The organism is Variovorax sp. efr-133-TYG-130 (assembly GCF_030208835.1).
GTDB lineage: Bacteria > Pseudomonadota > Gammaproteobacteria > Burkholderiales > Burkholderiaceae_C > Variovorax.
Map to the genome: position 1 here is coordinate 624,824 of NZ_JARVTD010000003.1, position 19,709 is coordinate 644,532.

Here is a 19,709-nt window from a genome sequence, read left to right on the forward strand (position 1 = left end):
TTTGGCGTCGAGGGCAGCCCGGTTTACCGCGCTGCCCTTTTTGTTTCCGAAACCTGCCTCCCGCCACTCTTGAACCAGCCCACCCCCGCGATCGTTGCCCAGAGCGCCGTGCGCCGACTGCCGCGCATCGCGCTGCTGCTGCTGTGCGCGGCCTACCTGCTGCCAGGCCTGGTCGGCCGGGGTCCATGGAAAAGCGCGGACATCACCGCCTTCGGCTACATGGCCGAACTGGCCCGCAATACCGAAGGCATCGCGCGCTGGTTCGACCCATTGCTGCTGGGCATTCGCCCCGAAACACCCGCGCTGGTTCCCTACTGGATCGGCGCCTGGGCCATCAAGATCGCCCCCTCGTGGCTGAATCCCGACCTGGCGGTGCGCATCGCCTTCGCGTTCCTTCTCTGGGGTACGTTCACGGCGACCTGGTACGCCGTCTACTACCTGGCCCGCACATCGCGCGCCCAGCCCGTGGCCTTCGCTTTCGGCGGTGAGGCACGCCCGACCGACTACGCACGCGCCATCGCCGACGGCGGCCTGCTGGCGCTGATCGCCTGTCTCGGCCTGGCGCAGCTCGGTCACGAGACCACACCCGCGCTGGCGCAACTGTTCTTTGCCTCGTGCCTGTTCTACGGCGTCGCCGCGCTGCCCTACCGCCGTGCCGGCCCGGTGATCGCACTGATCATGGGCACTTTCGGCATCACGCTGAGCGGCGCCCCCACGGTCGGCCTGGCGCTGGCGATCGGAAGCACGCTCTACATCGCCTACGAACGTCGAACCGCGGCAAAGGCCCGGACCGAATTCGACACCGGAAGCGATGACGGTCCCGGCTACACCTTGGGCGCCTTCGCGACGATGGCAAGCGTCACCGCAGTGGCCGCAGTGCTGGTGTTCGCGCTGGGCCTGCCCCAATGGAAGATCACGCTGATCGGCGGCTCGCTGTTCGGTGACATCCGTGGCCAGGCCAAGCTGCTGCTGTGGTTCACCTGGCCGGTCTGGCCGCTGGCCATCTGGACGCTCTGGCGCTGGCGCCGCCAGCTCAATGCGCGCCACGTGGCGCTGCCGTTCTGGTTCGCGCTGGTGCCGCTGGCCGCCACCTGGACCACCGATTTCTCCGACCGTTCGCTCATGCTGGCGCTGCCCGCCTTCGCCACGCTGGCTGCATTTGCCCTGCCGACCTTCCGCCGCAGCGCCGCGGCACTGGTCGACTGGTTCAACGTGCTTTTCTTCAGCGGCCTGGCGCTGCTCGGCTGGATCTACTGGATCGCCATGCAGACCGGCGTACCGCCCAAGCCCGCTGCCAGCGTGACCCGCCTGGTGCCGGGCTTCGTGCCCGAGTTCTCGCCCATCGCCGTGGTGCTGGCGGCGGCCGCGACAATTGCCTGGTGCTGGCTGGTGCGCTGGCGCACCGGGCGGCATCGTGCAGCCCTCTGGAAGACGCTCGTGCTGCCGGCCGGCGGCACGGCGCTGTGCTGGATGCTGCTGATGACGCTGTGGCTGCCGCCCATCGACTACGCGCGCAGCTATGTGCCGCAGGTGCGTGCCGTGGCCGAGCGCGTCGGCCAGCCGAGCTGCATTGCGGAGCTTGCACTGAGCCGCCCGCACATCGCCGCCCTGCGCTACCACGGCCAGTTCAACCTGCAGCCGCTGCTGCTGGGCACCGATTGCCCCTGGCTGCTTGTCAGCCCCGAGACCATCGAGCGCCTGCACACGATCATCCCCTTCGATCAATGGCGCTTCAGCGGCACCCTTCGCCGCCCCAGCAGCCCGGCCGACGACCTGCTGCTCTACCAGAAGATCAAGCCCCAGTGAGCGCACAAAGCGGCGAAAGGGGCCTGATCGCGCGGCATGCCGGCACGGTGCTGGTCGGGCAGCTGGCCGTGATGGCCTTCGGTGTGACCGACACCATCATCGCCGGCCGCTACTCAGAGGGCGCGCTGGCTGCGCTGTCGGTGGGCGCGGCGATCTTCATCAGCGTGTATGTGTCGCTGATGGGCGTGCTGCAGGCGCTGCTGCCTGTGTGGGCCGAACTGCACGGCGGCGGCCGCGGCAGCGAAGTAGGCCGCTCGGTCCGGCAATCGCTGTACCTCGCCGCCATTGCCATCGTGGTCGGCATGGCGGCGCTGCTCGCACCTGCCGCCGTGCTGCGTCTCACGCAGGTACCGCCCGAAATGCGCGGCGACGTGGAGATGTACCTGCGCGTACTGGCCTTTGCACTGGCTCCCGCCCTGCTCTTTCGCCTGTTCAGCACGTTGAACCAGAGCCTGGGCAAGCCGCAACTGGTTACCTGGCTGCAGTTGGGCTCGCTGGTGGTGAAGCTGCCGCTCTCGATCTGGTTCACCTTCGGCGGCGCGGGCCTGCCGGCGATGGGACTGGTGGGCTGCGGCTGGGCCACGCTGTGCGTGAACTGGGCCATGCTCGCCTGCGCGGTCTGGCTGTTGCGCAGCAGCCCTTTCTATCGCGGCTACAGGCTGTGGGAGCGCCTCGAGAAGCCCGACTGGCAACAGATTCGCCTGTTCGCACGGATGGGCGTGCCGGGCGGGCTGGCCGTGCTGGTCGAAGTGACCTCGTTCACGCTGATGGCACTGTTCATCGCGCGCCTTGGCACGGCTGCCGCCGCGGCGCACCAGATCGCCGCGAACCTGATGGCGGTGGCATACATGGTGCCGCTGTCGCTCTCGATCGCGACCAGCGCGCGCGTGAGTTTCTGGCTGGGCGCGGGCGATGTCGCCAGGGCGCGCCATGCATGCAGGCTGGGTTTCGAGCAGACCGTGCTGTGCGCCCTGCTTTTCTCCACCGCGCTGGTCACGCTGCGCCATCAGTTGGCCAACGTGTACTCGGACAACCCCGCCGTGGTCGGGCTGGCCGCGGCGCTGATGGTGGCGGTAGCTGCATACCACCTGGCCGACGCCGTTCAGACGCTGTGCGTGTTCCTGCTGCGGTGCTACCGGGTGACGCTCGCGCCGCTGGTCATCTACTGCACGATGCTCTGGGGCCTGGGGCTCGGCGGCAGCTACATGCTGGCGTATCGCGGCCTGGGTCCGTGGGGAGCCATGCAATCGCCGCTGGCGTTCTGGATCATGAGCGCGGGCGCGCTGGCCATAACGGCACTGTTCTTCATCACCCTGCTGCGCTGGACGATGAACAAGCGCTCGGCCTGAAAGCCGGGCCGGCTGCCTGCTACTGCTTGGCCAGCAGCCGCGCTTCCCTGACACGCGCCGCCGGGAACACCAGCGCGAATCGCGAGCCCTTGCCCACGGTGCTTTCGATGCGCAACTCGGCCCCATGACGCTGCGCAATGTGCTTCACGATCGCAAGGCCCAGCCCGGTGCCGCCCGTCTCGCGCGACCGGCTGCGGTCGATGCGGTAGAAGCGCTCGGTCAGCCGGGGGATGTGCTCGGCCGCGATGCCGGGTCCCGTGTCTTTCACCGCGTATTCGCCGCGTCCGTCGGGCAGTACCCGCCAGCTCACGGCCACCTCGCCACCGCCCGGCGTGTAGCGGATGGCATTGCTCAGCAGGTTCGACATTGCGCTCTGCAATTCGGTCGGCGCGCCCGACACCTCGGATTCCGCATCGATGGTGAACGAAAGGCGGTGGCCCAGCGGCGCCAATCGGCCCGACAGACCCCGGCCCTCGTCCTCGCAGTGCGCGAGCAAGGCCCGGATTCGGATCCACTGGTTGCCTGAAGGCGCCGCGCTGCCCTCCAGCCGCGACAGCGTCAGCAGGTCGTTCACCAGCGTTTCCATGCGGTGCGACTGCTGCCCCATCAGCGACAGGTAACGCGTGCGCTCGTCCGCATCGAGCGGCAGGTTCTGCAGCGTCTCGACGAAGCCCGCGAGCACTGTCAGCGGCGTGCGGATCTCATGGGACACGTTCGCCACGAAATCGCGGCGCATGGCTTCGGCCTGCTCCAGTGCCGTGATGTCGCGCGTCAGCAGCATGCGGCGGTTGCCCGCATAGGGGTGAACCTGCACCGACAGCCGCACCAGGTGGCTGCGCTGGTGCGCATGGCCCGGGCCGAAGGCATCGATGATGACGTCCCGGCTGTAGTTCCAGGAAGCCAGATAGGCCACGAAGGCCGGATCGCGCACGAGGTTGGCCAGGTGCTGCGCTAGGTCACGCTCCGCGTCGATGCCGAACTGGCTGGCAGCCGTCTGGTTGCACCATTCGATGCGGCCTTGCTCGTCGAGCAGCACCACGCCATTCGGCGATGCCTGAATGGCCGCGAGGAACTCCTGCAGCCTGTCTTCGGCCTGCCGGGTCTGCTGCTCGCGGTCTCGCAGCAGCTTGCGGATACGCTCCGCCAACTCGCCCCACACACCGGGTCCGCGCGCCGGCAGGCCCATTGCGTCGTTGCGCAGCACCTGCAGCAGCCGCTCGGCACGCCAGGCATCGAGCCCCAGCCACAGCACCGCGCCCAGCCAGGCACCAAGCCAACCGAATTTCCAGCCGAACGCAGCGACAGCGCCCCCTCCAATTGCAAGGGACGCTATTAAAAATGTAGCAATGCGAAAAGGCATGGCGGGCGATTATCCGCGCCCGCAGCCGAGGGAAGCCACGGCGCTCAAACCGTGACTTGGGCTGTCAGGCGATAGCCCGCTCCGCGCACGGTTTCCACCATGGGCGCAGCCGCGCCCAGCGACTCGCGCAGGCGCTTGACGTGCACGTCGACCGTGCGTTCCTCGATGTAGACGTGGTCGCCCCACACCTTGTCGAGCAGTTGCGCCCGGCTGTGCACGCGCTCGGCGTGCTGCATAAGGTACGCCAGCAGCTTGAACTCGGTCGGGCCGACCTTCAGTGCGCCGCCCTGCCAGGTCACGCGGTGGGTGGAGGTGTCGAGCGCCAGTTCGCCGATCTCGACGCGCTCCGTCACCACTTCCGGCGCCCGGCGACGCAGCACCGCACGGATGCGGGCCAGCATTTCCTGGGTCGAGAAAGGCTTGGTGATGTAGTCGTCGGCACCGGCGTCGAGGCCGGCAACCTTGTCGGGCTCGTCGCCGCGCGCCGTCAGCATCAGGATAGGGATGGCCTTGGTGCGCGGGTCCTTGCGCCACTGGCGCGCAAGCTGCAGGCCGCTCTGGCCGGGCAGCATCCAGTCGAGCAGGATCAGATCCGGCAGGAAGGCGTCAATCTCGCGCTGGGCCGCGGCGCCATCTTCCGACCAGATCGGCTCGAAGCCGTTGTGGCGCAGGTTGACGGCGATCAGCTCGGCGATCGAGGACTCGTCTTCGACGATCAGGACTCGGGGTTTCTTCATTGCTTTCTTGGAGTCTTGCCGCGGTCGTTACTGCAGCGCGGACTCGATTTCCTGCATCGAAGTGTGCCGCACATCGGCACCCTTGACGATGTAGATGATGAACTCGGCGATGTTCTTGGCATGGTCGCCGATACGCTCGATGGCCTTGGCCAGGAACAGCAGGTCGAGGCTGGCGGAAATCGTGCGCGGGTCTTCCATCATGTAGGTGACGAGCTTGCGCACGAAACCGTCGAACTCGCGATCGATCAGGTCGTCGTCCTTCAGGATCGACAGGGCCGCGGCCGTGTCCAGGCGCGCGAACGCATCCAGCGCCGTGCGCAGCAGGCCGGAAGCAAGGTCTGCAGCTATGCGCAGTTCGGTCGTCGGCAACTGGCGGGCCGAACCGCTCTCGATGATCGACTTGACCATGCGCGCGATCTTGTTGGCCTCGTCGCCCACGCGCTCGAGGTTGGCGGTGGTCTTGCTGATGGCGATCAGCAGGCGCAGGTCGCGGGCCGTGGGCTGGCGGCGCGCGATGATCGACGACAGTTCGCGGTCGATGTCGATCTCCATCGCGTTGACGCGATGCTCGGTCTCCATCACGCGGTCGGCGGCGTCGGAGTCGAACTGCAGCAGCGCGTACACAGCCTGGTGGATCTGCGACTCGACCATGCCGCCGAGCTCCATCACGCGCGACGAGACGCCGTTGAGTTCGCTGTCGAACTGGCTGGAAAGGTGTTTCTCGGTCATGTTGTCTCCTTTGACTTCAACCGAAGCGGCCGGTGATGTAGTCCTCGGTCTCCTTGCGCTGCGGCTTGAAGAACATCTGTTCGGTGGCGCCGAATTCGATCAGGTCGCCGAGGTACATGTACGCGGTGTAGTCGCTGCAGCGGGCGGCCTGCTGCATGTTATGCGTCACGATGACCACCGTGTACTCGTTTTTCAGCTCGGCGATCAGTTCCTCGATCTTCGCGGTGGAGATCGGGTCGAGCGCCGAGCAGGGTTCGTCGAGCAGCAGCACTTCGGGCTTGATGGCAATGCCGCGTGCAATGCACAGGCGCTGCTGCTGGCCGCCGGAGAGGCCCGAGCCGCTTTGCTGCAGCTTGTCGCGCACTTCGGTCCACAGGGCGGCCTTCTTCAGGGCCCATTCCACGCGGTCGTCCATTTCGCTGGCCGAGAGGTTCTCGAACAGCTTCACGCCGAAGGCGATGTTGTCGTAGATCGACATCGGGAACGGCGTGGGCTTCTGGAACACCATGCCGACCTTGGCGCGGATCAGCGCCACGTCCTGCTTGGAGGTGAGCAGGTTCTCGCCGTCCAGGGCAATGGTGCCCTCGGCGCGCTGTTCGGGATAGAGCTCGAACATACGGTTGAAGGTGCGCAGCAAGGTCGACTTGCCGCAGCCCGACGGACCGATGAAGGCCGTGACCTTGTTCTCGGGAATCTCGAGGTTGATGCCCTTGAGCGCGTGGAACTTGCCGTAGTAGAAGTTCAGGTCCTTGACCGAGATCTTCGAGCGCGACGGTTGTGCGACGGTATTTGGCATGTTGGCGTCTTCTTGATTTAGTGTTTGTTGCGCGTCAGGACCCGCGCCAGGATATTGAGGGCGAGCACGGCGACGGTGATCAGGAACACGCCGGCCCAGGCCAGCTGTTGCCAGTTCTCGTACGGGCTCATTGCGAACTTGAAGATCGTGACCGGCAGGCTGGCCATCGGCTGGCTCACGTCGGCGGTCCAGAACTGGTTGTTCAGCGCGGTGAAGAGCAGCGGTGCGGTCTCGCCGGCGATGCGGGCCACAGCCAGCAGCACACCGGTGACCACACCTGCACGGGCGGCACGCAGCGTGATGCTGAGAATGACCTTCCACTTGGGCGTGCCCAGAGCGTAGGCCGCCTCGCGCAGGCCCGGTGGCACCAGCTGCAGCATGTTCTCGGTGGTGCGGATCACGACCGGAATCACGATCAGCGCCAGCGCAAGGGCGCCGGCCAGACCCGAGAAGGTCTTGAAGTAGGCCACCACCACGGCATAGACGAACAGGCCGATCACGATCGACGGCGCCGACAGCAGGATGTCGTTGACGAAGCGCGTGACCGAGGCCAGCCAGCCCTTGGGGTTGTACTCGGCCAGGTAGATGCCGGCCATGATGCCGATGGGCGTGCCCACGAAGGTGGCGAGCATCACCATCACGAACGAGCCGAAGATCGCATTCGCGATGCCGCCCGCTTCGTTCGGCGGCGGGGTCATTTCGGTGAAGGTGGCGATGGCCAGGCCGCCGACGCCCTGGCGCAGCGTTTCCCACAGGATCCAGACCAGCCAGAACACGCCGAAAGCCATGGCTGCGAGCGACAGCGTCAGCGCGATCTTGTTGACGCGGTTGCGCGAGGCGAACTTGGCCTGGCGCGTTTCGGCGAGCGCCTTGGCGCTCAGGAGGTTTTGCGCGGTGCTCACGACTTGGTTCCTTCGCTCTTCTTCATCTTGGCAAGTAGCATCTTCGACAGCGACAGCACGACGAAGGTGATGAAGAACAGCACGAGGCCGAGGTACATCAGCGCGGCCTGGTGCAGGCCGGCGCCGGCTTCGGCGAATTCGTTGGCGAGCGCCGAGGTGATGCTGTTGGCAGCCTCGAACACGGAAAGGGAGTTGAGCTGGTTCATGTTGCCGATCACGAACGTGACCGCCATCGTTTCACCCAGCGCCCGGCCCAGGCCGAGCATGATGCCGCCGATGACGCCGGCCTTGGTGTACGGCAGAACGACCTTGGACACGACTTCCCAGGTGGTGGAACCTAGGCCGTAGGCCGATTCCTTGAGCAGCGGGGGCGTCACCTCGAACACGTCGCGCATCACCGAGGCGATGAACGGGATGATCATGATCGCGAGGATGATGCCGGCCGAAAGGATGCCGATGCCCACGGGCGGGCCGGACACCAGGGCGCCGAGGTACGGCACGCCGGTGAGCAGTTTCTGCAGCGGCTGCTGCACCCAGGTCGACAGGATCGGGCCGAACACCAGAAGGCCCCACATGCCGTAGACGATGGAAGGCACCGCCGCCAGCAATTCGATGGCCGTACCCAACGGGCGCTTGAGCCAGTTGGGCGAAAGTTCGGTAAGGAACAGCGCGATGCCGAAGCTCACGGGCACGGCGATCACCAGCGCGATGATCGAGGTGGCCAGCGTGCCGTAGATCATGACCAGGCCGCCGTACTCGTCCTTCACCGGGTCCCACACGCTGCTCGTGAGGAAGCCGAGGCCGTACTTGGAAATGGCGGGCCATGCGCCGACGATCAGCGACAGCAGGATGCCGATGAGCATCGCGAGCGTCAGCAGCGCGGCGCCCTTGGCAGCCCAGCCGAACAAGCGATCGGCCATCGGGCCGGAGCGCGGAGCCTTGACGGGGGGCGGAGGGGCGGTAACGCGGCCGCGCTCGGCCGCGAGGTCGAGTGAGGCGCCTGCGGCGGGGAAAGTGGATGACACGGGTCGCTCCGGCAAAGACGAAAGCGGCGCGTCCTCGAGCGAAGAATTGCTCATGGGCGCGCCGTTCTGGACTGATGGGTTGTATTACTTGTAAGCGACGGCCTTGCCCGACGCATCCTTCACATCACCCCATGCCTTGGCGATGGATGCCTTCACGGCGTCGGGCATCGGCACGTAGTCGAGGTCGTCGGCCGTCTTGTCGCCGCTCTTGTAGGCCCAGTCGAAGAACTTCAGCACGGTGGTCGCGTTGGCGGGCTTGTCCTGCACCTTGTGCATCAGGATGAAGGTCGCGCCGGTGATCGGCCATGCGCCCTTGTCGGCCTGGTTGGTCAGCACCTGGTAGAAGCTCTTGTTCCAGTCGGCGCCGGCGGCGGCGGCCTTGAAGGCGGAGTCGTCGGGCGACACGAAGTTGCCGGCGGCGTTCTGCATTTGTGCGTACGTCATCTTGTTCTGCTTGACGTAGGCGTACTCGACGTAGCCGATCGAATTGGGCAGGCGGTTCACGAAAGCGGCAACGCCTTCGTTACCCTTGCCGCCCGCGCCGGTGGGCCAGTTCACGGCAGTGCCTTCGCCGACCTTGGTCTTCCACTCGGCGTTGACCTTGCTCAGGTAGTTGGTGAACAGGAAGCTGGTGCCCGAACCGTCGGCGCGGCGAACCGGGGCGATGGCGGCGTCAGGCAGAGCCAGCGAACCGTTCAGGGCCTTGATGGCGGGGTCGTTCCACTTGGTGATCTTGCCGAGGTAGATGTCGCCCAGGACCTGGCCGTTGAGCTTCAGTTCACCGGGCTTGATGCCCTGGATGTTGACCACGGGGATCACGCCGCCGATGACGGTGGGGAACTGCATCAGGCCCTTGGCTTGCAGCTCGTCGTCCTTCAGGGGAGCGTCCGAAGCGCCGAAATCGACGGTCTTGGCTTCGATCTGCTTGATGCCGGCACCCGAGCCGACCGACTGGTAGTTGATCTTGACGCCGGTGGCCTTGTTGAAATCGGAAGCCCACTTGGCGTACAGCGGTGCCGGGAAGCTGGCGCCAGCGCCGGTAACGTCTTGTGCGAAGGCGGGAATGGTGAACATCGCGGCCAGGAGGCCGGCGGTTGCAAATTTGAACGTCGTTTTCATGAAGCTTCCTTTAGAAGTAAGAAGTAGTCCCTTTCGGGCTTGGGACGGACTCTAAAAAGCTTCTGTGACATCAATATGACACCCCTCTGTCGAGGGAAAATGCCTGCAATCCCGCAGTGACTTGTGTGACGCTGTCACATAACCGTCATGCACTGCGCCTAGCCTCCAACCCCCTGCCGTGATGAGACTCGAGGGCGGCGCGTTCTGTCACGGCGCTACGATTCAGAGAACCGCCCTCTCCACTACAAAATGCAAAACGGCACCCGCCTCGCAGCGGTCGATCTGGGTTCGAACAGCTTCAGGCTGGAAATCGGACAGGTCGACCATGGTCAGATTCATCGCACCGAATACCTCAAGGAGACGGTGCGCCAGGGCAACGGCCTCGACAGCGCGCGCAACCTCACCACCGAGGCCATGCAGCGCGGCTGGGATGCGCTTGCCCGCTTCGGCGAGCGCCTCGCGGGCTTCAAGCGCTCGCAGGTCCGTGCCGTCGCCACCCAGACGTTGCGCGAGGCACGCAACCGCGAAGAGTTCTTGCTGCGTGCGCGCACCATTCTGGGTTTCGGCATCGACGTGATCCCCGGGCGCGAAGAAGCCCGCCTGATCTATCAGGGCGTGGCGCACATGTTGCCGCACACCGATGCATCAGACAGCGAACGCCGCCTGGTCGTCGACATCGGCGGGCGCTCCACCGAAATGATCATCGGCCACGCGCTGGAGGCCGACCGCATGGAGTCGTATCGCGTCGGCAGCGTGGCATGGTCGATGAAGCATTTCGGCGAAGGCCTGTTCACCCCCACGGCCTTCCGCGCGGCCGAGGTGGCGGCAAAGGCCGTGCTGGACGACGCGCTCGCCACCTACACCCGCGACCAATGGGACGTGGCGTATGGCGCCTCCGGCACCATCGGCGCGGTCGGCGACGTGCTGGCCGCGGCGGGAGGCGAACCCGGGCTCGTCACGCGCGAAGGCCTCGACTGGCTGCTCGACCGCCTGCTGAAGGCTGGCAGCGCCGACAAGCTGCGCATGGACGGCATGCGCGAAGACCGCAAGGCCGTCATCGGCGGTGGCGTGAGCGTTCTGCGTGCGGTGTTCGACCTGCTCGACATTCAGGAAATGAAGGTCGCCCAAGGCGCACTGCGCCACGGCGTGCTCTACGAATTGCTTGAACGCGACGAAAGCGTGGCCGACATGCGCACCGCCACGGTCGCACGGCTGGCCAACCGCTTCACCGTCGATGCGGCACAGGCCAAGCGCGTGGGCGACACTGCTGCCAGCCTCTTCCTGCAACTTGCCCCGGCGGCCCGCGGAGGAAACAGCTCGAACCGTGCCGGCCGTGCGTTGCGCAAGCTGGGCTGGGCGGCGCAATTGCACGAAATCGGCACCCAGATCTCGCACAGCGATTACCACAAGCACGGCGCCTACATCCTCGACAACGCCGACGCGCCCGGCTTTGCAGTGAACGAAATGCACGCGCTGGGCCAGTTGGTGCTGGGTCAACGCGGCAAACTGCGCAAGCTAGAGGCGGCACTGGACGACGAGACCTTCGTGATGCAGCTGCTGTCGCTGCGGCTCGCGGTCATCCTGTGCCATGCGCGGCGCGATCCCGATCCCCAGGCACTGCACCTGGCGGCGCTGGGCGCCCGCGCCTTCACGATCGCCTGCGCGCCTGACTGGGCCGAGGCCTATCCGCAGTCGGCCCACCTGTTGCGCGAAGAAGTGCTGGCCTGGCAGAAGACCAGCAGCTGGCGCGTCGAACTCAGCGGCTGCTGAGCCGCGCCAGCGCCACGTTCAGAGCAGTTCCGGCGACTGCACCGTCACCACGACGGTCTGCACGTCGCCGTCCCGCTCGCGCGTGCGGATCCACCAGAGCGAACCCTTGCGCACCGGGCAGCTGTCCTGCTTGAGCCCCAGCAGCAGCGAAATCGCCTGCCCCACGGACGGCTGGTGGCCGATCATCAGCACCACCGACTTGCCGTTGGGCCAGCCGGCCGCACCTAGCAACGCCTCGGTCGTGGTGTCGGGTGCCAGCTCGGCGCGGAGCTTGTACTTTCGGCCCAGCGCAAGAGCCGTCTGCTCGCAGCGCCGCGCGGGGCTGCAGATGATCCGCGTGCCGTCCGGCAACTGACGGTCGAGCCAGGTCGCCATGCGCTTGGCCTGCTTCTCGCCGCGCGCAGTGAGGGAGCGTTGCATGTCGTCGCAACCCTCGGTCCAGTCCTCGGCTTCGGCATGGCGCCAGAAGATCAAGTCCATGGTCATCGTCTTTCGGTCTTCAGTTGCCGGATGCATCCCGGATGTGAGCTCGGGATGCATAGCGATTCATCAGCGCAGCTTGTGCGCCGTGCGCCTCGATCGCTCGGGAAGCACCCGCCTCGCCCGCATGCGTGTCGTGGTCGACGCGGGTATAGATGCCATCGCCGCCCAGATCCCAGGCGTCGCGTCCATCGTGCAGATAGGCCACCAGGCATTCGTCGATCAGGCGCTGGCGCAGGCCCGGGTCGGTCACGGGCCAGGCGAGCTCGATGCGACGCATCATGTTGCGGTTCATCCAGTCGGCGCTCGACAGGTAGAGCGACTCGTCTTCGCCGTTGCGGAAGTAGAAGACCCGCGAATGCTCGAGGAAGCGCCCGATCACCGAGCGCACCCGGATGTTGTCGGTCACCCCCGGCACCTGCGCCGGCAGCGTGCAGGCGCCGCGCACGATCAGGTCGATCTTCACGCCCTTCTGCCCCGCGCGAATCAGCGCGGCGATGATCTCCTCGTCGGTCAGCGCGTTCATCTTGGCGACGATGCGCGTCGCATGTCCAGCCGCGGCCGCCACGCCAAGCGCGTCGATCTGGGTGACGAGGTTCTTGTGCAGGTCGAACGGCGCCAGCCACATGCGGTTGAGCTTGGGCAACCGGCTCTGGCTTGCGAGGTGGACGAACACGGTCTCCATGTCGGCCGTCAGCAGCGGGTCGGCCGTGAGGTGGCTGATGTCGGTATAGAGCTTGGCGGTGCGCGGGTTGTAGTTGCCGGTGGAAAGATGGCCATAGCGGCGCATCTGCTTGCCCTCGCGGCGAGTCACCAGCAGCATCTTGGCGTGGGTCTTCAGGCCGACCACGCCGTAAACCACCTGCGCGCCGATCGACTCGAGCATTTCAGCCCAGTTGATGTTCGCCTCTTCGTCGAAGCGTGCCTTCAGCTCCACCACCACCGTGACTTCCTTGCCGCGGCGCACCGCTTCACGCAGGAGGTCCATCAGCACCGAGTCGGCGCCGGTGCGGTAGATGGTCTGCTTGATCGCCAGAACCTGCGGATCGAGCACCGCCTCGCGCAGGAACGCCAGCACGCCGTCGAAGCTCTCGAATGGCTGGTGAATGAGTACGTCGCTGCGCTGCAGCCTTTCGAAGAACGACTGCGACGGCGACAGCGTGACCGGGTAGGACGCCGGGTACGGCGGAAAGCGCAGCTTGGGTTCGTCGAGCAGATCCGCGAGTTGCGTGAACCGGGCCAGGTTCACCGGCCCGTGCACGCGGTAGAGCGCCTGCGGCGGCAGATTGAACTGCGCCAGCAGGAAGCTCGCCAGCGACTCCGCGCAGCTCGCCGACACCTCCAGCCGCACAGCCTGGCCGTAGTGCCGGTGCTGCAATCCCTGGCGCAAGGCGGTGCGCAGGTTCTTGACGTCTTCCTCGTCCACCGCGAGGTCGGAATGCCGCGTGACGCGGAATTGCGAGAAGTCGCCCACCTCACGGCCCGGGAACATGCTCGACAGGTGCGCCCGCACCACGCTCGACAGCGCCACGAACAGCGTCTTGCCATCCGACACCTTGGCAGGCATCTTGATCAGGCGCGGCAGCACACGGGGCACCTTCACGATCTGGATGGGGTTTTCGCGCCCGAAGGCGTCCTTGCCGCCCAGCCTCACGATGAAGTTGAGCGACTTGTTCGCCACCTGCGGGAACGGATGCGCGGGGTCCAGCCCCACGGGAATCAGCAGCGGGCGCACTTCGCGCTCGAAATACTCGCTGACCCATTTGCGCTGCGCCGGATTGCGTTCACCGTGCGAAATGATGTGGATGCCGTGCGTGGCGAAAGTCGGCATCAGCTCGTCGTTGTACAGCGCGTACTGCCGCGCCACGAGCGTGTGGGCCGCCTCGGCCAGCCGCTCGAACGATTCGACGGTGTAGGTGCCCTTGTGGTCGCCGGCGCTGCCCGCGATCAGGTGCGGCGCGGCACGGACTTCGAAGAACTCGTCGAGATTCGACGAAACGATACAAAGATAGCGCAGCCGTTCGATGAGCGGCACTTCGGTCCGATGCGCCCAGTCGAGCACGCGCTCGTTGAATGACAGGATGCTGTGATCGCGGTCCAGCAGCGTGAACGTGGGCGCAGCGACGTCGAGCGACGGATCTGCGAGGTCGGATTGCATAGGCACTGATTCTGGAGCAAGCGGCACAGGAGGACGTGTAGGCGGAAATATGACAGTGTCATCCGCGCTTGTGTCATTTGCATGACAGTCCCGTGACGGCTCCAGCGCACCTGCTCCAGACCCAGCAGGCGTGTTGGAAGAAGCGAGCGGCCCCGGTTCGGGCCGGGCGACCGCCGGCTTCATGCGCCCAGGAAGTGCTTGCGGTAACGCGCCGGCAGATCGTCGATGCGCATCAGCATCGGCAGGTCAGCGGCGTTGAAGTCAGGGTCCCAGGCCGGCGCACCGAGCACCTTGGCACCCAGGCGCAGGTAGCCCTTGATGAGCGCCGGCGGCTCCACGTCGAGCGTGCTGTCCAGCCGCTCGACCGGCAGCGGCAGGCGCGGCTGCACCTGGTATTGGATCGGCGCCATGTGGCTGGCCGACACCTGGCGCCAGATGCTGGCGGCAGCGTCGCCGTTGGTCACGCCGTTGTGCGACATGGGAATGCTCGCGCAGCCGATCATGGTGTCGAGCTTGTTGCGGTGCATGAAGCCGGCCAAGGCCCCCCACAGCGCGAGGATCACGCCGCCCTGGCGGTGTTCGGGGTGCACGCAGCTGCGGCCAAGCTCGACCATGCGCTCGCGCAGATCGCGCAGGCGGGTGAGGTCGAATTCAGTATCGCTGTAGGTGCTGCCCACGCGGCGGGCCTGTGCCGGCGTCAGCACGCGATAGGTGCCGATGACTTGCTGCGTCAGTTCGTCGCGGACCAGCAGGTGTTCGCAGAAATCGTCGAACAGGTCGATGTCGTGGCCGGCCAGCGGCGACGACACGCGGGCGCCCATCTCGCCGACGAACACGTCGTAACGCAGGCGTTGTGCGGCACGCACGTCGTCGAGGTGGCGAGCCCAGCCCACGGTGATGCCCTGGCGGGCTTCGGGAACCGGAGGAAGGATGACTGCGGGCGCCTGGGGCACCGAGGAGCGGGCAGTGATGGTGGTGGTCGAACCACCGGCAACAGGAGCGGGCCACAAGGCCGCGCGCAGCCCGATCTGCGAAAGCGGAAATGTCGGGTTGGGCAGTTCTTTCATGGGGAACCCTTTCTGCCGAGGGAGTCTCCGCACCTGCCATGAAGCCGGCATGTCAGGAATATTTCAGACACATGACGGCGACGCAGGCCCTTCCGTGCACTTCGTCGTCTAATGCGGGAGACTCGCGAAAAGGAGCTTTCACGCATGGCCACCGACGTACGCGGCACCGACAACGGCCGCCTCCAGCAGACCTTTCCCGTGCTGAGTGACACGGAGATTGCGCGTATTGCGCGTTTCGGCACCGTGCAACAGTTCGCGCGCGGTGCCCGGCTCTTCACCGCCGGCGAAACCGGCCCCGGGATGTACGTTCTGCTCAAGGGCGTCGTGGCGGTCACGCAACGCGATGGGCTCGGCCACGTCGTGCCCATCGTGCGGCAGGGCCCGGGAGAGTTCCTGGCCGAAGTCGGCCAACTGAGCGGCCGCCCTGCCCTGGTCGACGGACATGCCGATGAAGATGTGGAAGTGCTGCTGGTGCCGCCGGCGCAACTGCGCGCGCTGCTTGTCGCCGAAGCCGACCTGGGCGAACGCATTACGCGCGCGCTCATCCTGCGACGCGTGGCGCTGATCGAATCCGGCGCCAGCGGACCGGTGCTGATCGGCCCGCCGCAGTCGCCCGACATGGCCCGGCTGGAGAACTTTCTTCGCCGCAACGGCTACCCCTATCACCTGGTCGACGCCGACGACGACCCCGACGCCGCCGCGCTCATCGCGCAGTACGGTGCCGGCAAGCTGCTGGCGGTGTGTCCGGATGGCTCCGTGCTGGTGAACCCCACCGACGATGCGCTCGCGCGCTGCCTGGGCATGGTCGACACCGCCGAGCGCGACGAGTTGTATGACGTGGCCGTGGTGGGCGCCGGACCGGCGGGCCTGGCCACCGCCGTGTATGCGGCCTCCGAAGGCCTGCGCGTGATCGTGCTCGATTGCCGCGCGTTCGGCGGACAGGCCGGTGCCAGCGCACGCATCGAGAACTACCTCGGCTTTCCGACAGGCATCTCGGGCCAGGCGCTCGCGGGCCGCGCCTTCGTGCAGGCGCAGAAGTTCGGCGTCGAGATGCTGATCCCCGCCAAGGTGACATCGCTGGACTGCTCGCGCGACAACCCGCAGGAAAGCCTGCGCGTTTCGCTGGCCGACGGCCGCACCATCAATGCGCGCACCGTGGTGATTGCCAGCGGCGCGCGCTACCGGCGACCCGCGGTGCCGCGCCTCGCCGAATTCGAGGGGCGCGGCATCTGGTACTGGGCTTCGGCCATCGAAGCCAAGATTTGCGCGCGGCAGGAAGTGGCGCTTGTCGGCGGCGGCAACTCCGCCGGACAGGCCGCGGTGTTCCTGTCACGCCATGCGGCCAAGGTCAACGTGCTGGTGCGCGGGCCGTCGCTCGCGGCCAGCATGTCGCGCTACCTCATCGACCGCATCGAAGCCACTCCCAACATCTCGCTGCAGCCGCACACGGAACTGGTCCGCCTGCACGGCGGACCGGACGAAGGCCTCACGGGTGCGACGTGGCGCTGCCACACGTCTGGCGACGAGCACGACTGCCCTGCCCGCAACATCTTCCTCTTCGTTGGCGCGGAGCCCGAGACTTCGTGGCTCGAAGGATGCGGCGTGTCGGTCGACAAGCATGGCTTCGTGCTGACCGGCGCGGCCGCGAGCAGCGGCTTTCCAGCTCGGCCCGCGACCGCGCTCGAGTCCAGCGTGCCCGGCGTGTTCGCCGTGGGCGATGTGCGCTCGGGATCCGTCAAGCGCGTCGGCGGCGCCATCGGCGAAGGCGCTGCTGCGGTGGCGCTGATTCATCAACACCTGTCGCAGTCCTCGACTACGGCCTGATCAGTCTCGAATTACAAAGGAGTTGCCTCGTGCCCATCAAACCCTGCGACCACGTTCCCGCCGACATCGCGCAGCCGCACACTCTGCGCGGCTGCGAAGACTGCTTGAAGACCGGCGATACCTGGGTTCACCTGCGCCTGTGCGTTCAATGCGGCCACGTAGGTTGCTGCGATTCGTCGAAGAACCGGCACGCGACGAAGCACTCGCATGCGCAGCAACATCCGGTGATCCAGTCGATGGAGCCCGGGGAGGATTGGATGTGGTGCAACCTGCATGAGAGGCAGGTTGGGTGACTGGGTCATGCTCCTGCGGGGTTCGAGGGAGCAAATTTGACAATTGCCCGGAGGGGATTGAAGGACGAGCTGCAGGGCGCGCCGGCATTCGATTCTTTCTATTGGCGTACCATCCGTTCCCCCGTCTGTTCCCCCACCTTGCAGGTGCTAACTCGCCGCACCTGCCATCAACTCTCTAGCATCGAAAAGCTCGATGGACGGCAACTTGAGCATCGTCCGCGCTTCCTCGACTGTGCAGGTCAGCCAGCGGTCGAAATCATGCACCTCGAGCGGGATCACCGAGCGCTTGTCCTGCTGATCTGCAGGCAGCTTCGGATCCGGCTTGTGCATGCGCGACATCAGCGGGTGGTCATCGGCGTTCATCGTGAGCATGGTGTAGCTGTCCCACACTTGGCCGGTTTCGAGGTCTGTCCAGGTGTCCCATAGCCCGGCCAGGCCCCACGGCGCCCCGTCAGCGCGACGGAACCGCCACCAGACGTTCTTGCCCGTCTCCCAGTTCGGCTCGTCGAAGGTGGCGGCCGGGATGATGCAGCGCTTGCCGCGAGCCCAGGCGTTCTTGTAGGTCGGTGACTTCTCCATGCCCTCGGTGCGCGCATTGACCGTGCTGAGCCTGGCGCCTTTTTCTTCGCCCTTCTTCGGCTTGCGCTGCGGGACATGGCTGGTCGACCAAGGCGGGATCATTCCCCACTGCCCCACCACGAGCTCGCGCGCGTAGTCCACATCGTCGGCCCGCCGGATGAACCTGGCCAGCGACAGCGGGAACACCGTCAGCAAGTTCTCCCAATCCTTGTGATTGTTGGTCTTCCGGTCGATAGACCAGAAAGCCTCGATCTCGCGGTCCTCAGGAGAGATATAGCGGGTGCACATGTGCTCATCCTCCCGCGCAGTCACGCCGACTGCCTCCGCAGTTACCCCACCTCGTTGATCGGCTTGAGCCAGTCGACGGCCGCCTCGTCGGGCGGCATCGCTCGCAGGCGCTCGTCGCGCCACAGATCGTGCGCCACATCCTCCAGATCCAGAGGGTCGACGGTGTGCCACTGCTGCTGCAACCGGTGCGCGCAGGCGGCAATCCAGAGGTTCGCCGGCATGTTTTCCATGCTTGCAGTCTACCGCAATCACTGTATATTTAACCAGTAGTTAATAGGATCAGCAGTCCGATCCGCTTGGCGGGTTCCGATGCACTGGTGCGCGCGAAGGCGCGCGATCTCAACCGTCTAGGAGATTGCCGTGAGCAAGATGAAGACAGCCCGCCAAGAGTGGGTCGAAAAGTTCGTTTACGCAGTGCTCGAGATCGAGCCGCGCGCGGCCTTCGACGACCACATCGAAGACGCATACGAGCAGTATGAAAAGCACTCAACGGAGGAGCCCGCCGAAGTCGTCAAGCGCATGTTCGGCGGCAAGCGCACCCAGTACATTCTGGGCGTCAACACGCCAGCGTGGATGGTGCCCGGCGCCGAGGTGCCCCCGGGATGGAGACACGAAGATGGCGCCTGGCGAAACGATTGAAGACGAGCTCGTCGCTATGGCTCGTCAGACAGGTGAGCTCGGCCGCGACGAGCCGATGCGCCCCACCCTGCGCGACTTCGCTGACCACGTGGCCGGCCGCTGTGCGCGCATCGGCGACCTGTACGGAGACTGGGACCACAACGCCGGCGACCACATCCGCGCTGTGATGCATCAGGTGCCAGATCTTGCCCGCGACCACGCGCCCAGCGGGGATAGCGTATGCGAGTGAAGATGCGCCGCCGCTACCGAGGCGGCACCAAGCTGAGCAAGCGCGAGTTTGTGGATCAGGAATGGGTATGCGGGATGCTGTTGCTTCGAACCTTGGAAGGCCGGTTGCAGCTGGGACTTTGGGAATCCGTTCCGGGTTACGCAAATGGGGAGCGCGGCATCCTGTGGCGCCCCGAGATCGTCGCGTGCTTCAACGACACGATCAGCTTTGCCGGCGCCGAGCATGTGGCCGGCCGTTGGTGCTACCAGGTCTGGTACTGCGAATGCAATAACCTTCCCGTTGAACTGTCACTGCGCCTTCTCGAAAAGGCCGCTGGATTCGATCATGAGCCAAGCTGACATCTTCCCCACCGAAACCACCACCCTCTACACGCCAGCCTGGTACAGCGACAAGGTCCGCGAAGAACGCGAGCTCCCGCTGGCGCCGGGCGACTACAAGGTCACGCCAGGACACGGCGCCGAGCGCTGGACGGTCACGTCCCTGAAGGACGGTGCCACGGTCTACAGCGGCATTGGGCCGGTCGAAGTCATGCACCCGCCGGCAGCCGGCTGAACTGAAG

At 65.9% G+C, this 19,709-nt stretch carries 21 protein-coding genes; 9 read left to right on the plus strand and 12 right to left on the minus strand.

Features of this window, described 5'->3' with window-relative positions:
- The first annotated feature begins 69 nt into the window (after positions 1-69).
- Positions 70-1,806 (plus strand): DUF2339 domain-containing protein, encoded by a 1,737-nt coding sequence (locus tag QRN67_RS04990; protein WP_285410866.1) that lies wholly within the window; start codon positions 70-72, stop codon positions 1,804-1,806.
- On the plus strand, positions 1,803-3,155 hold the full coding sequence (locus QRN67_RS04995) for an MATE family efflux transporter (RefSeq protein WP_285410868.1): 1,353 nt from the start codon (positions 1,803-1,805) through the stop codon (positions 3,153-3,155). Before QRN67_RS04990 ends, QRN67_RS04995 begins: the two co-directional genes overlap by 4 nt.
- 19 nt (positions 3,156-3,174) lie before the next feature.
- On the opposite strand, the gene phoR is transcribed toward QRN67_RS04995, so the two are convergent.
- Genes phoR through pstS form a run of 7 tightly spaced genes read right to left on the minus strand, consistent with a single transcriptional unit; the run spans position 3,175 to position 9,823 of the window.
- Positions 3,175-4,515 (minus strand): phosphate regulon sensor histidine kinase PhoR, encoded by a 1,341-nt coding sequence (gene phoR, locus QRN67_RS05000; RefSeq protein ID WP_199851911.1) that lies wholly within the window; start codon positions 4,513-4,515, stop codon positions 3,175-3,177.
- Positions 4,516-4,559: 44 nt separating this feature from the next.
- Positions 4,560-5,252, minus strand: coding sequence for a phosphate regulon transcriptional regulator PhoB (gene phoB, locus QRN67_RS05005; RefSeq protein ID WP_007836652.1), 693 nt, complete (start codon positions 5,250-5,252; stop codon positions 4,560-4,562).
- A 27-nt stretch (positions 5,253-5,279) separates the two neighbouring features.
- The gene (gene phoU / locus QRN67_RS05010; RefSeq protein ID WP_081271677.1) at positions 5,280-5,981 is read right to left on the minus strand and encodes a phosphate signaling complex protein PhoU; all 702 of its coding nucleotides are present in this window, start codon (positions 5,979-5,981) and stop codon (positions 5,280-5,282) included.
- A 16-nt stretch (positions 5,982-5,997) separates the two neighbouring features.
- On the minus strand, positions 5,998-6,777 hold the full coding sequence (gene pstB, locus QRN67_RS05015; protein WP_021007056.1) for a phosphate ABC transporter ATP-binding protein PstB: 780 nt from the start codon (positions 6,775-6,777) through the stop codon (positions 5,998-6,000).
- Positions 6,778-6,794: 17 nt separating this feature from the next.
- Entirely contained in the window at positions 6,795-7,679 is an 885-nt protein-coding gene (gene pstA / locus QRN67_RS05020) for a phosphate ABC transporter permease PstA (RefSeq protein ID WP_081271676.1), read from the minus strand.
- Positions 7,676-8,758 carry a phosphate ABC transporter permease subunit PstC gene (gene pstC / locus QRN67_RS05025; protein ID WP_081271675.1) on the minus strand — a complete coding sequence of 361 codons (1,083 nt, stop codon included), beginning with the start codon at positions 8,756-8,758 and terminating at the stop codon, positions 7,676-7,678. Before pstC ends, pstA begins: the two co-directional genes overlap by 4 nt.
- Positions 8,759-8,788: 30 nt before the next feature.
- The gene (gene pstS, locus QRN67_RS05030; RefSeq protein WP_081271674.1) at positions 8,789-9,823 is read right to left on the minus strand and encodes a phosphate ABC transporter substrate-binding protein PstS; all 1,035 of its coding nucleotides are present in this window, start codon (positions 9,821-9,823) and stop codon (positions 8,789-8,791) included.
- Between the two features lie 249 nt (positions 9,824-10,072).
- On the opposite strand from pstS, the gene QRN67_RS05035 reads away from it, so the two are divergent.
- Positions 10,073-11,593, plus strand: coding sequence for a Ppx/GppA phosphatase family protein (locus tag QRN67_RS05035; protein ID WP_081271673.1), 1,521 nt, complete (start codon positions 10,073-10,075; stop codon positions 11,591-11,593).
- 18 nt (positions 11,594-11,611) lie between these two features.
- Here the strand turns inward: QRN67_RS05035 and QRN67_RS05040 are convergent, their stop codons facing one another.
- Genes QRN67_RS05040 through QRN67_RS05050 form a run of 3 tightly spaced genes read right to left on the minus strand, consistent with a single transcriptional unit; the run spans position 11,612 to position 15,298 of the window.
- Positions 11,612-12,073, minus strand: a complete 462-nt coding sequence (locus tag QRN67_RS05040; RefSeq protein ID WP_172839987.1) for a SixA phosphatase family protein — start codon at positions 12,071-12,073, stop codon at positions 11,612-11,614.
- 19 nt (positions 12,074-12,092) lie between these two features.
- Positions 12,093-14,414: a polyphosphate kinase 1 gene (gene ppk1 / locus QRN67_RS05045; RefSeq protein ID WP_503010868.1), complete on the minus strand. Its 2,322-nt coding sequence runs from the start codon at positions 14,412-14,414 to the stop codon at positions 12,093-12,095.
- Positions 14,411-15,298: a GNAT family N-acetyltransferase gene (locus QRN67_RS05050; protein WP_285410875.1), complete on the minus strand. Its 888-nt coding sequence runs from the start codon at positions 15,296-15,298 to the stop codon at positions 14,411-14,413. Before QRN67_RS05050 ends, ppk1 begins: the two co-directional genes overlap by 4 nt.
- Before the next feature lie 144 nt (positions 15,299-15,442).
- On the opposite strand from QRN67_RS05050, the gene QRN67_RS05055 reads away from it, so the two are divergent.
- On the plus strand, positions 15,443-17,122 hold the full coding sequence (locus tag QRN67_RS05055) for an FAD-dependent oxidoreductase (RefSeq protein WP_106934277.1): 1,680 nt from the start codon (positions 15,443-15,445) through the stop codon (positions 17,120-17,122).
- Between the two features lie 29 nt (positions 17,123-17,151).
- Complete coding sequence (locus QRN67_RS05060; RefSeq protein ID WP_285410878.1) at positions 17,152-17,415, plus strand: UBP-type zinc finger domain-containing protein; 264 nt, start codon at positions 17,152-17,154, stop codon at positions 17,413-17,415.
- Positions 17,416-17,562: 147 nt separating this feature from the next.
- On the opposite strand, the gene QRN67_RS05065 is transcribed toward QRN67_RS05060, so the two are convergent.
- Positions 17,563-18,282 (minus strand): SOS response-associated peptidase, encoded by a 720-nt coding sequence (locus QRN67_RS05065; protein WP_285410880.1) that lies wholly within the window; start codon positions 18,280-18,282, stop codon positions 17,563-17,565.
- Between the two features lie 41 nt (positions 18,283-18,323).
- The gene (locus tag QRN67_RS05070; protein ID WP_081271666.1) at positions 18,324-18,512 is read right to left on the minus strand and encodes a hypothetical protein; all 189 of its coding nucleotides are present in this window, start codon (positions 18,510-18,512) and stop codon (positions 18,324-18,326) included.
- A gap of 130 nt (positions 18,513-18,642) precedes the next feature.
- On the opposite strand from QRN67_RS05070, the gene QRN67_RS05075 reads away from it, so the two are divergent.
- The 4 genes from QRN67_RS05075 to QRN67_RS05090 are packed head-to-tail and all read left to right on the plus strand — an operon-like array spanning position 18,643 to position 19,702.
- The gene (locus QRN67_RS05075) at positions 18,643-18,921 is read left to right on the plus strand and encodes a hypothetical protein (protein ID WP_285410881.1); all 279 of its coding nucleotides are present in this window, start codon (positions 18,643-18,645) and stop codon (positions 18,919-18,921) included.
- Positions 18,899-19,150: a hypothetical protein gene (locus QRN67_RS05080; RefSeq protein WP_285410882.1), complete on the plus strand. Its 252-nt coding sequence runs from the start codon at positions 18,899-18,901 to the stop codon at positions 19,148-19,150. The genes QRN67_RS05075 and QRN67_RS05080 overlap by 23 nt, the downstream gene beginning before the upstream one ends.
- Positions 19,151-19,152: 2 nt before the next feature.
- Positions 19,153-19,488 carry a hypothetical protein gene (locus QRN67_RS05085; RefSeq protein WP_285411149.1) on the plus strand — a complete coding sequence of 112 codons (336 nt, stop codon included), beginning with the start codon at positions 19,153-19,155 and terminating at the stop codon, positions 19,486-19,488.
- On the plus strand, positions 19,475-19,702 hold the full coding sequence (locus QRN67_RS05090) for a hypothetical protein (RefSeq protein WP_285410883.1): 228 nt from the start codon (positions 19,475-19,477) through the stop codon (positions 19,700-19,702). The genes QRN67_RS05085 and QRN67_RS05090 overlap by 14 nt, the downstream gene beginning before the upstream one ends.
- Positions 19,703-19,709 lie beyond the last annotated feature (7 nt).

What these genes read in the sequence shown, in the direction of transcription:
- phoR (WP_199851911.1), bottom strand. Translation starts at nt 4,515, where the DNA reads ATGCCTTTTCGCATTGCTACATTTTTAATAGCGTCCCTTGCAATTGGA.
- phoB (WP_007836652.1), bottom strand. Translation starts at nt 5,252, where the DNA reads ATGAAGAAACCCCGAGTCCTGATCGTCGAAGACGAGTCCTCGATCGCC.
- phoU (WP_081271677.1), bottom strand. Translation starts at nt 5,981, where the DNA reads ATGACCGAGAAACACCTTTCCAGCCAGTTCGACAGCGAACTCAACGGC.
- pstB (WP_021007056.1), bottom strand. Translation starts at nt 6,777, where the DNA reads ATGCCAAATACCGTCGCACAACCGTCGCGCTCGAAGATCTCGGTCAAG.
- pstC (WP_081271675.1), bottom strand. Translation starts at nt 8,758, where the DNA reads ATGAGCAATTCTTCGCTCGAGGACGCGCCGCTTTCGTCTTTGCCGGAG.
- pstS (WP_081271674.1), bottom strand. Translation starts at nt 9,823, where the DNA reads ATGAAAACGACGTTCAAATTTGCAACCGCCGGCCTCCTGGCCGCGATG.
- QRN67_RS05035 (WP_081271673.1), top strand. Translation starts at nt 10,073, where the DNA reads ATGCAAAACGGCACCCGCCTCGCAGCGGTCGATCTGGGTTCGAACAGC.
- QRN67_RS05040 (WP_172839987.1), bottom strand. Translation starts at nt 12,073, where the DNA reads ATGGACTTGATCTTCTGGCGCCATGCCGAAGCCGAGGACTGGACCGAG.
- ppk1 (WP_503010868.1), bottom strand. Translation starts at nt 14,414, where the DNA reads ATGAAGCCGGCGGTCGCCCGGCCCGAACCGGGGCCGCTCGCTTCTTCC.
- QRN67_RS05050 (WP_285410875.1), bottom strand. Translation starts at nt 15,298, where the DNA reads ATGAAAGAACTGCCCAACCCGACATTTCCGCTTTCGCAGATCGGGCTG.
- QRN67_RS05055 (WP_106934277.1), top strand. Translation starts at nt 15,443, where the DNA reads ATGGCCACCGACGTACGCGGCACCGACAACGGCCGCCTCCAGCAGACC.
- QRN67_RS05065 (WP_285410880.1), bottom strand. Translation starts at nt 18,282, where the DNA reads ATGTGCACCCGCTATATCTCTCCTGAGGACCGCGAGATCGAGGCTTTC.
- QRN67_RS05070 (WP_081271666.1), bottom strand. Translation starts at nt 18,512, where the DNA reads ATGGAAAACATGCCGGCGAACCTCTGGATTGCCGCCTGCGCGCACCGG.
- QRN67_RS05080 (WP_285410882.1), top strand. Translation starts at nt 18,899, where the DNA reads ATGGCGCCTGGCGAAACGATTGAAGACGAGCTCGTCGCTATGGCTCGT.
- QRN67_RS05085 (WP_285411149.1), top strand. Translation starts at nt 19,153, where the DNA reads ATGCGCCGCCGCTACCGAGGCGGCACCAAGCTGAGCAAGCGCGAGTTT.
- QRN67_RS05090 (WP_285410883.1), top strand. Translation starts at nt 19,475, where the DNA reads ATGAGCCAAGCTGACATCTTCCCCACCGAAACCACCACCCTCTACACG.